Source organism: Chryseobacterium sp. L12, assembly GCF_056133985.1.
This window is the reverse complement of the sequence record NZ_JBVYOF010000007.1, coordinates 17838-32386: the sequence shown is the minus strand read 5'-3', so window position 1 is coordinate 32386 and position 14549 is coordinate 17838. Positions and strand designations below refer to the sequence as shown.

The 14549-nt window shown below is 35.1% G+C and carries 19 protein-coding genes; 10 read left to right on the top strand and 9 right to left on the bottom strand.

Annotated features, from left to right (window positions below; all coding sequences use genetic code 11):
• Positions 1-82: 82 nt before the first annotated feature.
• Positions 83-559: an energy transducer TonB gene (locus AC0NBN_RS04920; protein ID WP_143882938.1), complete on the bottom strand. Its 477-nt coding sequence runs from the start codon at positions 557-559 to the stop codon at positions 83-85.
• Between the two features lie 85 nt (positions 560-644).
• On the opposite strand from AC0NBN_RS04920, the gene AC0NBN_RS04915 reads away from it, so the two are divergent.
• The 3 genes from AC0NBN_RS04915 to AC0NBN_RS04905 all read left to right on the top strand — a co-directional run bounded on the left by AC0NBN_RS04915 (position 645) and on the right by AC0NBN_RS04905 (position 2271).
• A complete protein-coding gene (locus AC0NBN_RS04915) occupies positions 645-1145 on the top strand; it encodes a TlpA family protein disulfide reductase (RefSeq protein WP_160813488.1) in 501 nt (166 codons plus the stop codon).
• A gap of 9 nt (positions 1146-1154) precedes the next feature.
• Entirely contained in the window at positions 1155-1808 is a 654-nt protein-coding gene (locus tag AC0NBN_RS04910) for a thioredoxin family protein (protein ID WP_160813486.1), read from the top strand.
• A gap of 76 nt (positions 1809-1884) precedes the next feature.
• Positions 1885-2271, top strand: coding sequence for a ribosomal maturation YjgA family protein (locus AC0NBN_RS04905; protein ID WP_160813485.1), 387 nt, complete (start codon positions 1885-1887; stop codon positions 2269-2271).
• Between the two features lie 4 nt (positions 2272-2275).
• Here AC0NBN_RS04905 and AC0NBN_RS04900 read toward each other — a convergent pair whose 3' ends face one another.
• The 4 genes from AC0NBN_RS04900 to AC0NBN_RS04885 form a co-directional block, all read right to left on the bottom strand.
• Positions 2276-3193 (bottom strand): YARHG domain-containing protein, encoded by a 918-nt coding sequence (locus tag AC0NBN_RS04900; protein WP_160813483.1) that lies wholly within the window; start codon positions 3191-3193, stop codon positions 2276-2278.
• Positions 3190-3696: a DUF2306 domain-containing protein gene (locus AC0NBN_RS04895; RefSeq protein ID WP_474467297.1), complete on the bottom strand. Its 507-nt coding sequence runs from the start codon at positions 3694-3696 to the stop codon at positions 3190-3192. Before AC0NBN_RS04895 ends, AC0NBN_RS04900 begins: the two co-directional genes overlap by 4 nt.
• A 133-nt stretch (positions 3697-3829) precedes the next feature.
• A complete protein-coding gene (locus AC0NBN_RS04890; protein ID WP_143882933.1) occupies positions 3830-4243 on the bottom strand; it encodes an energy transducer TonB in 414 nt (137 codons plus the stop codon).
• Between the two features lie 6 nt (positions 4244-4249).
• Positions 4250-5455, bottom strand: a complete 1206-nt coding sequence (locus tag AC0NBN_RS04885; protein ID WP_143882932.1) for a BaiN/RdsA family NAD(P)/FAD-dependent oxidoreductase — start codon at positions 5453-5455, stop codon at positions 4250-4252.
• 228 nt (positions 5456-5683) lie between these two features.
• On the opposite strand from AC0NBN_RS04885, the gene AC0NBN_RS04880 reads away from it, so the two are divergent.
• From AC0NBN_RS04880 to AC0NBN_RS04870, 3 genes are all read left to right on the top strand, one after another.
• Positions 5684-6178, top strand: coding sequence for an acyl-CoA thioesterase (locus AC0NBN_RS04880; protein ID WP_160813479.1), 495 nt, complete (start codon positions 5684-5686; stop codon positions 6176-6178).
• 75 nt (positions 6179-6253) lie between these two features.
• The gene (gene thiL / locus AC0NBN_RS04875) at positions 6254-7318 is read left to right on the top strand and encodes a thiamine-phosphate kinase (RefSeq protein ID WP_160813477.1); all 1065 of its coding nucleotides are present in this window, start codon (positions 6254-6256) and stop codon (positions 7316-7318) included.
• A 65-nt stretch (positions 7319-7383) separates the two neighbouring features.
• The gene (locus tag AC0NBN_RS04870) at positions 7384-7647 is read left to right on the top strand and encodes a CPCC family cysteine-rich protein (protein WP_160813475.1); all 264 of its coding nucleotides are present in this window, start codon (positions 7384-7386) and stop codon (positions 7645-7647) included.
• A 62-nt stretch (positions 7648-7709) separates the two neighbouring features.
• Here AC0NBN_RS04870 and pepT read toward each other — a convergent pair whose 3' ends face one another.
• Positions 7710-8957 (bottom strand): peptidase T, encoded by a 1248-nt coding sequence (gene pepT / locus AC0NBN_RS04865; protein WP_160813473.1) that lies wholly within the window; start codon positions 8955-8957, stop codon positions 7710-7712.
• Positions 8958-9141: 184 nt separating this feature from the next.
• On the opposite strand from pepT, the gene AC0NBN_RS04860 reads away from it, so the two are divergent.
• The 3 genes from AC0NBN_RS04860 to AC0NBN_RS04850 are packed head-to-tail and all read left to right on the top strand — an operon-like array spanning position 9142 to position 11308.
• Positions 9142-9990: a hydroxymethylglutaryl-CoA lyase gene (locus AC0NBN_RS04860; protein ID WP_160813490.1), complete on the top strand. Its 849-nt coding sequence runs from the start codon at positions 9142-9144 to the stop codon at positions 9988-9990.
• Between the two features lie 32 nt (positions 9991-10022).
• A complete protein-coding gene (locus tag AC0NBN_RS04855) occupies positions 10023-10424 on the top strand; it encodes an OsmC family protein (RefSeq protein WP_160813471.1) in 402 nt (133 codons plus the stop codon).
• Positions 10425-10471: 47 nt separating this feature from the next.
• Positions 10472-11308, top strand: coding sequence for a sulfurtransferase (locus tag AC0NBN_RS04850; protein ID WP_160813469.1), 837 nt, complete (start codon positions 10472-10474; stop codon positions 11306-11308).
• 175 nt (positions 11309-11483) lie between these two features.
• Here AC0NBN_RS04850 and AC0NBN_RS04845 read toward each other — a convergent pair whose 3' ends face one another.
• From AC0NBN_RS04845 to AC0NBN_RS04835, 3 genes are read right to left on the bottom strand one after another with little or no spacing between them, the layout of a single operon-like run.
• Complete coding sequence (locus AC0NBN_RS04845; RefSeq protein WP_143882924.1) at positions 11484-11810, bottom strand: SUF system Fe-S cluster assembly protein; 327 nt, start codon at positions 11808-11810, stop codon at positions 11484-11486.
• Positions 11811-11818: 8 nt separating this feature from the next.
• Positions 11819-12520: a 3'-5' exonuclease gene (locus AC0NBN_RS04840; protein ID WP_160813467.1), complete on the bottom strand. Its 702-nt coding sequence runs from the start codon at positions 12518-12520 to the stop codon at positions 11819-11821.
• 28 nt (positions 12521-12548) lie between these two features.
• Positions 12549-12896, bottom strand: a complete 348-nt coding sequence (locus tag AC0NBN_RS04835; RefSeq protein WP_160813465.1) for a tRNA-binding protein — start codon at positions 12894-12896, stop codon at positions 12549-12551.
• Between the two features lie 106 nt (positions 12897-13002).
• Here AC0NBN_RS04835 and AC0NBN_RS04830 point away from each other — a divergent pair, with 106 nt between their 5' ends.
• Entirely contained in the window at positions 13003-14538 is a 1536-nt protein-coding gene (locus AC0NBN_RS04830) for a YifB family Mg chelatase-like AAA ATPase (protein WP_160813463.1), read from the top strand.
• Positions 14539-14549: the final 11 nt, after the last annotated feature.

The window sequence follows — 14549 nt, the reverse complement described above, 5'->3', positions numbered from 1 at the left end:
GACTCTTTGAAAGGCTCGTTATTGCTAATAGTACAGGATTATGATTAATTGAGGATATTCAATAAATATAAAAATTAAAATTCTAATATTTTTTTGAAATCAAAGGAAAATAAAACAAATATCTTACAGGCTCGCCATTCAGTTTTGCCGGTTTCCACCGTTCAAATATTCTTCTCATTCCCAATTCTGCTTCCTTGGCGTGTTTTTTATTGGTTCCTGCTGCTGTTACATTTCTCACATAACCGTTTTTTTCAACAATGAAATATAATCTGGTGTCTATTTTTTCTTTATGCTTTAAATCTAAAGTCTGAATATTTTCGAAATATTTTTTGTGAAAAGCTTTCATTCCTCCGGGAAATTCCGGTAGTTCATCTGCTTTCGTAACAACTCCTTTCAGGTCTAATTTTGTTTTTACAAATTCAAGATCAGGAATATCGGAAAGACTGATGGTTGGTTGATTTTTTTGCGTACCCGTTTCGCTTACTTTAGAAGAGTCGGCTGTTTGTGCAAGATATAAAGCACTAAAGGAGAATGCTAAAAGCTGAAAAAGTTTTTTCATAATATTAAAATATTTATATCTGTGTTTAAAAGTTGTTCAACAAAATTTGTTCCATTATATTAGAAACAATTGCTTAATTTTGAGTATGAAGAAATTACTTGTTTTAATCATATTTTTCTGCAGCAGTTCTTTTTTGTTTTCACAAAATAAAAAAATCACTGGTGATGTTGCGCTTATTCAGTATGAACTTCTTCGGGACAAAATCAAAGAAAATAAAAATGTTCTGCTGGTTCTTAATTTTTGGTCGACAACTTGTGCTCCGTGTGTAAAAGAGCTTCCGGATTTCATGGAAATTAATAATAAATTCAGCGGTAAAAAGAATTTCAAAATGCTTTTGGTCTCTCTGGACAGAGCAAAAGATAAAGAAAAGGTTGTGAAATTTATTGAAAATAAAAATCTGACAGCCGAAGTTGTCATTTTAGATGATATTAAAAGAATGAATACCTGGATTCCTGCTTTTGAAGAAAAATGGGAAGGCAATATTCCCGTGACCATCATCTATAAACATTCAGAAAAAATCCATTTCAACGATGGAGAAATGTCAAAACAGGAATTGGAAAGTATTATTGAAAAAAATTTAAATTAAATAAAAAATATGAAAAACTTGAAAGCTTTAATAATGCTGATAACTTTTCTGGGGTTCAGCTGTGTGTGTCTTGCCCAAAAACCTTCGAAGAAGGAGGCTAAACAAAATTCAACTGAAAAGAGTGGGTATCAGGTTGGAGATATAGCGACCGATTTCAGTCTGAAAAATATAGACGGAAATATGGTTTCGTTAAGTGATTTTTCTGATACAAAAGGCTTTATTGTGATTTTTACCTGTAATCATTGTCCTTATGCCAAAAAGTACGAAGAAAGAATTATTGAACTTGATAAAATGTTTAAAGAAATGGGTTATCCTGTCATTGCGATTAATCCTAATGATCCTAAAATACAGCCTGAAGACAGCTACCAAAAAATGATAGAAAGAGCCAAAGAAAAAGGCTTTACTTTTCCTTATCTTATTGATGAAAAGCAGGAGATTTTTCCTCAATATGGAGCTACAAAAACGCCTCATGTTTTTGTGTTGCAAAAAGATGGTGAGAGAAATATTGTAAAATACATTGGTGCAATTGATAACAATTACGAAAATCCGGATGATGTCTCTGAACGATATGTACAGGATGCTGTAAATGCCTTAGTGAATGGACAGGAAGTGAAAACTTCAAAAACGGTAGCTATCGGATGTTCAATAAAAGTAAAAAAATAAAACTTTGAAAATTTCGGCGACCTTTGGTCGCCGAAATTTGGAAGCATCAACTTTTATACTACACAAATAAAATCAAATGCGGGAAAAAGAATTGTCATTTCACTTTAGCTATAGGTATTTTCTGGCTGCTATTTTCATATTTCTAATAGAAGTTTTAATTGCCACCGTCTTAAAAGATAATTTTTTCATCAGAGCTTATCTCGGAGATGTAATCGTAGTGATATTGCTTTATACTTTTGTAAAAAGCTTTTTTAAGGTAAACGACACAAAACTTATTGTAGGAATTTTTGCTTTTTCCTGTATTGTTGAGTTTGCTCAATATTTTAATATAGCCGAAAAACTAGGCTTCCAACCGGGAAGCCTGATGTATATTGTGATTGGAAATTCTTTTTCCTGGGTAGATATTGCATGTTACGCTGCAGGATGTTTACTGCTTTATCTATTGGTGAGATTAAAGAAATAAAAGATTATCTTCCGAACTGATCATATTTGTCTTCCGCATATTTTATAAAACGGTTCAGTAAAGCGACATTGTCTTTTTCCATTGGTGAAAGTTCGTTGTCAACATTATTGGAAACTGGAATATACCAATCGGTCTGTTCAAAAAAGCTACGATAGGTCTGTTTTTTAAATGCATATCCGTGTCTTGCGAAAACAGCATTTTTGATGATTTCCATATCGAGCTTTCGGAGGTTTTTTAAGTCTTTTTCTTTCAGTTTTTGTGTCGAAGCATTAATTTTGAAAACAGCATCAGAGGCCACTCTGTTTTTAGAAGAAGTATAGGTTTCTGTTTTTCCGGTTTTTTCATCAGTATATTTTTCTACAAAATTTTTAGGATTTTCCCAGTCAATAAGATCAGAATTTTCATCCAGTATAAAATTCGGATTGTAGACAAATTCTTTTTTAATCAGTTTTAGGGTTTTAGAAGGAGCTTTAACGGCAGATTTGTTAAAGGCGGTCCATTTTCCGGTAATGCTGTCACTTTTTAGTTTTACTTCAAATCTTCCGTCGGTTTTATCATTTCCGGGTTCATCTAATACAAACGAGTTTGAACTTTCATTAAAAACTCCCCTGAAAGGACGCTGGTTTCCGTCAACAATACTTTGTCCGTAAACGCTGTCTTTGGTAATTCGGTTAATTTTCAGCGAAATTTTTTTATAAACGTCACCTTCATATTCTTCACCGTCTTCTGAAGTTATCATTCCTTTTCCGGCAAATTCTCCGGTGTAAATACCGTAATATTCTTTATAAATTTCTGGGATCACTACAGAATCCTTTTTTGCTGTAAGACTGTCTTTGGAAGAATCTGTTGTTTTTGTATCCTTTTTACAGGCAACTAAACTGATTGTAAATAAGGAAATTAACGATAATTTTAAAATTTTCATAGGTGTTTTTTTGAGATTAAATATTCAATTAATAATAGATTTGGAATCCATCCGAGCCAGGCAATAATCTGGTAAACATCCATCGGATTTGGGTGAAATAAATATACGATAATTATCTTCCACATTCTCAATGTGATGGCAGAAATAGTAAGCGCAAAACTTCGCCACATCCACTGTTTGTGTTCTTTGAATTTTTTTTGTTGAGCTAAACTAAATGCTTTATAAGTCGAAAACCACCACAAACATCCTAAAATCACGAAAGAAATTTTAGATAAAAATCCGCCATTAGCAAATATCCCCATGTAAATTCCTGATGGTGCAGCAAATAAAAGAATCAGGAAAATATAGATTTTTCCTGCGTTTCTGTGGAAGCTTTTCAGTCCAAAATCTTTTCTGAGAATGGCTAAAAAACCTGTTAGCAAAATAAAGATACTTGTATAAATATGAGTGTAAAAAAAGTAGAGATATTCCGGTCTTTCGGTAACTTCGGTTTGTTTAATCATCAAAAAACTGACATTGGTGTTTAATGGAATATATTCTAAGGTGATTTTCAGCATGAGCCAAAAAAAATATCCGAACCCGATGATTAAAAGGATTTTTAGAAAAGTTAAGATAGTTCTTTTGACTAAATACAATTTAATTTTCGAGATTGATTGTAATAGGAAGTTTAAATCTGAATTTTACAGGTTGACCTTCAATCTTTGCAGGAATCCATTTCGTTTTAGACATTGCTTTAATCGCACGCTCCATTTCTTTATTCATTGATTTATTCTCTCCAATAGTTGTAATATCAGTTATCATTCCTTGCTGATCTACTACAAATCTTACTTCAGATTTTATCTGACCTCTTCCATTCACTTTTCCTGCTTTGAAAGTCTGTGCAAAGTTATTTCTGAATGCATTGATTCCACCGGGATATTCTGCTTTGTCAGCAATATCTTCGTAAATGGTATTGTTAACATCTGTTTTTTCCTGATTTGCCGAAGCAACTTCTTGCGAAAAAATGTTTATTGAGGTCATTAATACTGCAAAAATCAGTAGTTTTTTCATAATATTTTAGTTTAAATTATTTAAATCCTGAGCAATAAGCCAAGCTTCACTCCAGCAAGCCTGAAAATTAAAACCACCAGTCACTGCGTCGATATTCAAAACTTCTCCTGCAACGTAAAAGTTAGGCAAAATTTTCGAAGACATATTTTTAAAATTAATTTCCTTTAAATCTACGCCGCCTGCAGTTACAAATTCATCTTTAAAAGTCGATTTTCCGGTTACATTAAATTTCTTTTTGCATAAATTTTCCAGAATGGTCTGCATTTCCTTTCCTGAAATTTGCGCAACCTGTTTGTTTAAATTGATATTGGAAACTTCTAATATTCTCTGCCAGAAACGATTCGTTACCTCAAAAATTTTCGACTGACCGATTGTTTTTTTAGGATTGGATATTTTAAAATTCTGAAATAGTTCTCCTGCTTCATCAATGTCTTTGGAAATGAAATTGACTTCAATTTCAAAATTGTATTTCACTTTTGCCAAATTTATCGCTTCCCAAGCCGATATTTTAAGAATTGCAGGTCCTGAAAGTCCCCAATGCGTAATTAATAATGGTCCGCTTTCTTCAGTTTTTAGTTTGGGAATAGAGGTTTCCGCCATTTCAAAGCTCGTTCCTGCAAGATCTTTTAGCAAATCATCTTTAATATTAAAGGTAAAAAGAGAAGGAACTAAATCAATGATTTTATGTCCTAAATTCTGAATCATTTTCAAGGATTTCGGGGAACTTCCTGTAGTGTAAATTACAAAATCAGTTTCAAAATCGCCTAAACTGGTTTTTACTAAATATTTTCCATTCAGTTTTTCAATTTCTTTTACCGAACATTTTGTTTTTACTTCTACATTCTTCTGTCGAATCTCATTCAGTAAAGTATTGATAATGGTCTGTGAAGAATTGCTTTCAGGGAATACTCTGTTGTCGTTTTCAATCTTCAACGAAACTTTTCGGTTTTCAAACCATTCCATCGTATCTCCTGGTTGAAATTTGGTGAAAACACTGAGCAGTTCTTTGTTTCCGCGAGGGTAAAACTGTACCAGTTCTCTAGGATCGAAACAGGCATGACTTACATTGCATCTTCCGCCTCCGGAAATTTTTACTTTCTGCAGAACATCTGAATTCTGTTCCAGTATCGTGATTTTATATTTCTTTTCGTCCAGATTCGCAGCGCAGAAAAAACCCGATGCTCCACCTCCAATAATGATTATTTGCTTCATATATTTCTAATCTTATGCTGAAGATTATTTTTTGCAAAATTACAATTTTTATAAACCATCTTATTTGAGTAATTTTGAGGAATATAATTTTTGAACTTTTTTGTAGAAATATACACTCTTGTATTCTTTCAGTTTGTCATTCCGTAGGAATCTCAGTCGCTTGTGAATGACAAACAGGAGTTGATATTTTAGTTTAAAAAGAAGTTCAATATAAAACTATTATTAAAAATGACTTTTTATCATACTTTTGAAGTTCGCTGGAGCGATCTTGATGCGAATAAACATTTAGCAAATTCATCTTACGTTCAGTATTGTGCGCAAACCAGAATGGCTTTTATGAAACAGGAAAAAATGGGAGTTACCCAAATGAGCCGATGGGGAATCGGTCCTGTAATCATGCACGAAAGATTTTCTTTTTTTAAAGAAATATTTGCAGATCAGACGGTGATTGTAAGTCTGGAAATTGATGCCTGTGCAGAAGACTGTTCTATTTACCGTTTTGTACACAAGTTTTATACACCAGCAGGAGAGCATTGCGCCACTGCAGAAGCAACCGGAGTCTGGATCGATACAATGTTGAGAAAAATGACAACGCCGCCCGATGATGTAGTTGAAGCCATGAATAAATATAAATCTCCTGAAACGATGGTTTTAACAAGAGAAGATTTTAAAAAACTTCCTTTCCGCCCGGAAAATATTGATCCGGCAAACTTCAATGTTTAAAGTTCAATGTTTTATGTTTGAAGTTGGTGAAACATCCATCATCCTGCTTCCAACATCAGCTATAAAAAATAAAATATGTTTGAAGATAAAAACCCGGAATTAACACCGATTTCAAAATTAGGAGAATTCGGATTGATAAAACACTTAACGGAATTTTTTCCTTTATCCAACGAATCTTCGGAGGTGGGAGTAGGAGATGATGCTGCGGTTATCAATCCAGGAAATAAAAGAGTGGTTCTCACGACCGATGTTCTGGCAGAAGGTGTTCATTTCAATTTAGGATATGTTCCGTTGAAACATTTGGGCTACAAAGCTGTAGTGGTGAATCTTAGTGATATTGCAGCAATGAATGCAACACCTACGCAGATTTTAGTGTCTCTTGCAGTTTCCAATCGTTTTCCTGTAGAAGCGTTAGAAGAACTGTATGCCGGAATTCAGACGGCTTGCGGAAGATATAAAGTCGATTTAATTGGCGGCGATACAACAAGTTCGAATGCAGGTTTGGTGATGAGTATTACGGCGGTGGGAATCGAGAATGAAGAAAATATCGTCAAAAGAAGCGGTGCAAAACCAAACGATTTGCTTGTAGTGAGCGGAGATTTGGGCGGAGCTTACATGGGACTTCAGATTTTGGAAAGAGAACACGCTGTTTTCTTAGCTAATCCGAATATGCAGCCGGAAATGGAAGGTTTTGATTATATTCTGGAAAGACAATTAAAACCAGAAGCTAGAACCGATGTAAAAGGAATTTTGGAGCAATTGGATATCAAACCAACCTCTATGATTGACATTTCAGATGGTTTGGCTTCGGAGATTCTTCACCTTTCAGATCAATCGAATGTAGGTTTCAGATTGTACGAGGAGAAAATCCCGATGGATAATCTTACCATTACAACAGCTGATGATTTTAATCTAAATCCTGTAATGGCAGCTTTAAGCGGTGGTGAAGATTACGAATTATTATTCACCATTTCTCCAAATGATTTTGATAAAATGAAAAATCATCCTGATTTTACGATTATCGGTCATGCTGTTGAAAAAGAGGACGGGAATTTTATGGTGGCAAGAGGTTCTAATCAATTGGTAGCTTTGACGGCTCAAGGTTGGGATGCTTTTTTAGGAAATCAGCAAAACGGTTAAAATTTAATTTTAAATATTGTAAAGCCACTGCATTTTGTAGTGGTTTTTTGTTTAATTTTAAGTTTATGGATGAAAATAATAATGATTTAAATGTTCAATGTTATTGTTGTGGATATTTTACAATAGAAGAAAGAGGGCAATATGAAATCTGCGATGTCTGTTTTTGGGAAGATGATGGATGTAATGATTTGCTTCGATATAGTGATCCAAATCACATGACTTTAGAAGAGGGAAGAAAGAACTTTTTAGAGTTTGGAGCTTGTGAGGAGAGATTCTTAAAAAATGTTGTAAAAATTCCTGAAACTAAATTTAGAAAAGAGAACTTTTAGAATCTAACGTAAAAAATCCAGCTCAAAAAATGAGCTGGACTTCATTTATATAGATAAAAACCTTACGCTTTCACAATATTCACAATCACTTCGACTGCTTTTTCCATACTTTCCAAAGCAACATATTCATAAGGTCCGTGGAAATTCATTCCGCCTGCAAAAATATTCGGACAAGGCAATCCCATATAGGATAACTGCGCTCCGTCTGTTCCGCCTCTGATCGCTTTTATTTTCGGTTCGATTCCCGCTTCTTTCATCGCTTTTGCAGCAAGGTCAACAATATGCATTTTTCCTTCAAACTGCTGCTTCATGTTGCGGTACTGTTCCTTTATTTCAACTTCTGCCGTTCCTTCGCCGTGTTTTTCGTTAAATTCAGTAACTTTCTGATCCATGAATTTTTTTCTTGCCTCAAATTTTTCGTCGTCATGATCACGAATGATGTATTGAAGTTTACACTCGGAAACGTCAGAAGTCACATCCATCAAATGATAAAAACCGTCAAAACCTTTTGTTGTAGAAGGTGTTTCGTTCGCAGGAAGAGATTGAATAAATTCTGCCGCCAAAAGACTTGCATTTACCATTTTTCCGAAAGCGTAACCCGGATGTACGCTCAATCCGTGGATTTTTACCACCGCTCCTGCAGCGTTGAAGTTTTCATATTCCAGCTCACCCACTTCGCTTCCATCCATCGTATAAGCAAATTCTGCCCCGAATTTAGCTACATCAAATTTGTGTGCACCTCTTCCTATTTCTTCATCCGGAGTGAAACCAAGCGCCATTCTTCCGTGCTTAATTTCCGGATGAGCGATTAAATATTCTGCTGCTGTTACAATTTCTGCACAGCCGGCTTTGTCATCTGCACCGAGAAGTGTATTTCCGTCAGTTGTAATTAAAGTCTGTCCGATGTGTTTTTTTAAACTTTCAAATCTTGAAGGAGATAACGTAAAGTTGCTTTCTTTATTTAAAACTAAATCTTCTCCCTGATAATTTTCCCAAACCTGAGGTTTCACGTTTTCCCCACTGAAATCCGGTGAAGTATCGTAATGAGAAATAAATCCAATCGTTGGCTGGTTGTCACTTTCTAAATTTGACGGAACGTAAGCCATAATATAACCGTGTTCATCAATAGAAACGTCTTCCAGACCAATCATTTTCAGTTCTTCCACAATATAATTGGCAATGTCCCACTGTCTTTCTGTAGAAGGAGTGGTTTCGCTTTCTGCGTCACTTGTTGAATATATTTTTACATAGCTGAGAAAACGGTTCAGTAATTTTTCTCTCCACATTTCGTTGAATTCAATTGTACTCATTAGATGTATAAAATTTTAACAAAGTTAGCAAATTTGATGCTGTGAACGTCTTTTTTGTATTTGAATATGAGGCAGTAAACGTATAAATCCATTATAAATTATTGGTTATCAAAAGAATTTCAGCTTTGTTTTGCAGAGGAAACGAATTGTTTTAGTTTTATTATATTTGAGAAAATCAAAAGTAATGTTTCTTACCGAATGTCCCAGAGACGCAATGCAGGGTTGGGATGAGTTTATTCCGACCAGTAAAAAAATAGATTACATCAATTCACTCATGGAAGTGGGCTTTGATGTGCTTGATTGTGTGAGCTTTGTTTCTCCAAAAGCAATCCCGCAAATGGCAGATTCTGCCGAGGTTGCAGAAAATATTGACAAATCTTTATCCAATACCAAAGTTTCTGCGATTATAGGGAATTATCGCGGAGCCGAAAAAGCACTGAAACATCAATCAATAGATATTCTGGGTTTTCCTTTTTCTATTTCGGAGACTTTTCAGCACAGAAATACCAATAAAAACCAGGAAGAAGCTTTCAGTGATGTCGTGAAAATGGTTGAGCTTACAAAAAGTGAAGGTAAAGAGTTCAATCTTTATTTTTCGATGGCGTTTGGAAATCCATACGGAGAATTTTGGAAATGGGAAGATGTCGATTTTTGGGCAAACCGTTTTTCTGAAATCGGAATTAAAAACATTTTATTGTCTGATACTACGGGAGTTGCGACTACAGAAACCATCTCTGTTTTATTTGAAAAGCTTCCTGCAAAATATCCCAATATTGATTTCGGAGCGCATTTTCATAACCGATATGAAGATTCTTATTCTAAACTTAAAGCAGCTTATGATAAGGGCTGTAGAAGATTTGATTCAGCAATCAAAGGAATTGGCGGTTGTCCGATGGCAAAAGATGATTTGGTGGGAAATATGCCGACCGAACAGGTTATTAATTTCATGAGCGTTGAAAAAGCGGAACACAAATTGAATTTACTGAACTTCGAAAGTTCTTATAACAAAGCGAAAGATATTTTTCATTTTTAAAACTCTTTCTCTGTAATTTTTAATTAAAATTTATGACCTCAAAAATAACATACATGGGCGGACTCAGATGTTCAGCAGAACATTTGCAATCGGGAACCATTATCGAAAGTGATGCGCCAACAGATAACCACGGAAAAGGTGAAAAGTTTTCGCCAACTGATCTTTGTGCCACTTCTTTAGCTGAATGCGCGCTGACTACCATTGCGATTCTGGGAAAAGATAAAGGGATCAATATTGACGGAGCGTACTGTACTCTTCAGAAAATTATGAAAACCGAACCGAGAAGAATTGGGGAAATCGTTTGTAATTTTGTTTTTTCAGATACCTATTCAGATAAAGAAAAAGCGTTTATCGAAGAAACCGCTCATAATTGTCCGGTTGCAAGAAGCCTCCATCCGGAATTGGTACAGACAATGATTTTCATTTATCAATAAATAATTGCCGCAGAATTTCTGCGGTTTTTTAATTTTATTTTTTAAATATGATACCAATTATTACATCAAAACAATTAAAAAATCTTTTTACCGAAGACCTTATTATTCTTGACGCAAGAGCGGGGAAAGACGCTTATCAGAACTATCTCATCGGGCATATCAAAGGAGCAAGATTTATAGATCTGGATAAAGATTTGGCAGAAATTGGTGAAGACGCAGCTTTCGGAGGACGGCATCCGCTTCCGAGTATTAAAAAATTTGCCGAAACTGTTTCCTGTTTAGGAATTTCGGAAAACTCTCATGTTGTAATTTATGATGATAAAAATGGAGCAAATGCCGCATCCAGAGCTTGGTGGATGCTGAAATCTTTTGGATTGAAAAATGTACAGGTTTTGGATGGCGGAATTCAAAATGCAGAAAAAGAAGGATTGAAATTTTCATCAGGAGAAGAAACTTTCCAAAAATCTGAATTAAGTAAAACTGAAAATTGGCTTCTTCCTTTATCGGCTTTGGAAGATGTTGAAAATGAAATAACAAACTATTCTTCAACAGTAATTGACGTAAGAGATGCGTATCGTTACCGAGGTGAGTCTGAACCGATTGATTTGATTGCTGGTCATATTCCGAGAGCGATAAATATTCCTTTTTCTGAAAACCTTGATGATAACGGAAATTTTCTTTCACCTCAAATTTTAAAAGAAAAATATTTAAATTTTTTAGAAAATAAGCCGAAGAAATTAATAATTCATTGCGGTTCCGGAGTTACAGCCTGTCATACAATCTTAGCTTTAGTTTATGCGGGATTTAAAATTCCAAATTTGTATATCGGCTCTTGGAGCGAATGGAGCAGAAGAGAAGGGAAAGAGATTGCTACAGAAATTTGAATTTAGGCTTAAGATAGAAATCAGACTTAATATTCTTATCAATTTAAAACCTTAATGGTTCAAATAAATTTAAATAAAAAAAGCTGCCAAAAATTGACAACTCTTATATTTTTTGACAAATGATGATATTCACGGACACTAAAACTTCCAGCGCCCCGCTTCCATCTTCCATTCTTTAAAGCATTCCAAGCTCAAATTTTGCTTCTTCACTCATCATATCTTTGTTCCAGCTTGGTTCAAAGGTAAGCTCCAGATCCACTTCGTTTACGTTTTCCACGGCTTTTACCTTGTCTTTTACTTCCTGTGGCAGAGTTTCGGCAACCGGACAATTCGGTGTAGTTAAAGTCATGATGATTTTCACATCGGCTTCTTCCGAAATCTGAACATCATATATTAATCCCAACTCATAAATATCCACCGGAATTTCCGGGTCGTAAACGGTTTTCAGTACTCTGATGATTTCTTCTCCTATATCTGCGATCTGATCGTCTGTAAATTTCATTTTTTAATTTAATCTAAATTCAAATTTCTTTGCAATAAATCTTCCTGACGCATCCGTCTGAAAATGTTTGCCAAAGTTAAGACATCTTTTTCACAATAGTCAACTATTCTGGGCAAGTCTTTTTCTATGTAGTAAATTGATGAAACCATTGATCCGTCAATGTCGTCTTTCGGGGTTGGGATTCCAAAAACGTGAGCCAGCAATTCAAGTGAAACATAGCTTTTATAATCTCCGAATTTCCATAATTCCATCGTATCGATATGTGGAATTTCCCATGGTTTTTTTCCAAACATCTGAAATGGAGTAGGAGGCATTATTCCATTGATGAGAAAGCGTCTTGCAATCCAGGGAAAGTCAAATTCTTTTCCGTTGTGAGCACATAGAATAACGTCACGAAGTCTGGGTCTGTTGAAGATCTCGCCAAATTCCATCAGAATTTTCTTTTCATCATGTCCTTCGAAGCTTTTTATTTTTAAAGTATCGTTTTTCTCCAGCATTCCGATACTGATGCAGATAATTTTTCCAAACTCAGCCATAATTCCGGCTCTGTCGTAAAAATCTTCCGGCGAAATTTCGTCTTTGCGCTGAAATCTTGTTTTTTTATCCCAAAGTTTTTGTTCGGTTTCAGATAAATCTTCCCACGCTCCCGCATTCGGAACGGTCTCAATATCAAGAAATAAGACTTTTTCTAAAGGAATATGCTGAATCATTATATGTTTATTTTAGTTATTAATTTTTTTAACCAACAATCAAACCGTTTTTAACAGCCATTGAAGGAGAAATAAGTGTGATATCTTTTGGGTTTTCACCATAAACTCCCAGAACCAGACATTCGCTGAAGAAGTTGGCAATCTGTTTTTTCGGAAAATTTACCACAGCTAAAATCTGTTTTCCGACTAAATCTTCTTTAGCATACAAACTTGTAATCTGTGCTGCAGATTTTTTTATGCCTAAATTGCCAAAATCAATTTCAAGCTGATAAGAAGGGTTTCTTGCTTTTTCAAAATCATGAACAGAAATAATAGTTCCGCATCGTATATCAATTTTTTCAAAATCTGTCCAGGAAATTTCAGGTTTTACTTTCATATGAATGAATTACTTGGATAACAAAAGTATCAAAATAGATACAAAAAATTTTAAAATATCAACTTTGAAAAAGAATTTTTTATAATTTTACTCAAAACACATACAGATGTTGATAAAAATTTACGGAAGTGCCATCTTTGGAGTGTCAGCTCAGACCATTACTATTGAAGTAAATGTTGATACAGGCGGCGTTGGTTATCACCTTGTAGGTTTACCTGATAACGCGATTAAAGAAAGCAGTTACAGAATTTCTGCGGCTCTTAAAAACGTAGGCTATAAAATTCCCGGTAAAAAAATTACGATCAATATGGCTCCTGCGGATCTCCGGAAAGAAGGAGCTGCGTATGATCTTAGCATTGCTATGGGGATTTTGGTAGCTTCAGACCAGATTACAGCAGATGATATCAATGATTATATCATTATGGGCGAGCTTTCCTTAGACGGAAGTCTGCAGCCTATAAAAGGAGTTCTGCCAATTGCCATTCAGGCTCGTGAAGAAGGTTTTAAAGGAATTATTTTACCAAAACAAAATACACGGGAAGCCGCCATTGTGAATAATCTTGATGTGTACGGTGTTGAAAACATCAAGGAAGTCATTGATTTTTTTAATGAAGGAAAGCCTATTGAAAAAGTAGTTCTGGACACTCGAAAAGAATTTCAGGAAAAAATAAATCAGTTTCCTTTTGATTTTTCTGAAGTAAAAGGTCAGGAAACCGCAAAGCGTGCCATGGAAGTTGCCGCAGCAGGAGGACATAATATTATCCTCATCGGACCACCCGGAAGCGGAAAAACAATGCTCGCAAAAAGAGTTCCCAGTATTTTGCCTCCCCTTACTTTAAAGGAAGCTTTAGAAACCACCAAAATACATTCTGTTGCCGGAAAAATGGGAACGGAAACATCTTTAATGACGGTTCGTCCGTTCCGGTCACCACATCATACTATTTCAGATGTTGCTTTAGTTGGTGGTGGAAGTTATCCTCAACCAGGCGAAATTTCTCTCGCGCATAACGGAGTTTTGTTTTTAGATGAAATGCCCGAGTTTAAACGAACTGTTTTGGAGGTGATGCGACAGCCTTTGGAAGATCGTGAAGTTACGATCTCAAGAGCGAGATTTACGGTAAATTATCCTTCAAGCTTTATGCTGGTTGCTTCTATGAACCCAAGTCCGAGCGGATATTTTCCTGACGATCCGAATAATACTTCTTCAGTTTTTGAAATGCAGCGGTATATGAATAAGCTTTCGGGACCGCTTTTAGACCGAATTGATATTCATGTAGAAGTACAGAAAGTAGAATTTGAACAATTAGCCGAAAAAAGAAAGGGCGAGAAAAGTGAAGATATCAGAAAGCGTGTTTTAAAAGCCCGTGAGATTCAGAATGAACGATATAAAAATCTGTCAATCAGCTATAATGCTCAAATTGGATCAAGAGAACTGGAGCAGTTTTGTGAACTGGATGATGCTTCTTTTAACCTCATCAAAATGGCAATGGAAAAACTAAATCTTTCTGCAAGAGCGTATGACAGAATTTTAAAAGTTGCCCGTACAATTGCTGATCTGGAAGAATCTGAAAATATTTTATCACATCATATTTCTGAAGCAATACAGTACAGAAGTCTGGATCGGGAGTTTTGGAATGTATAGATAAAATGATA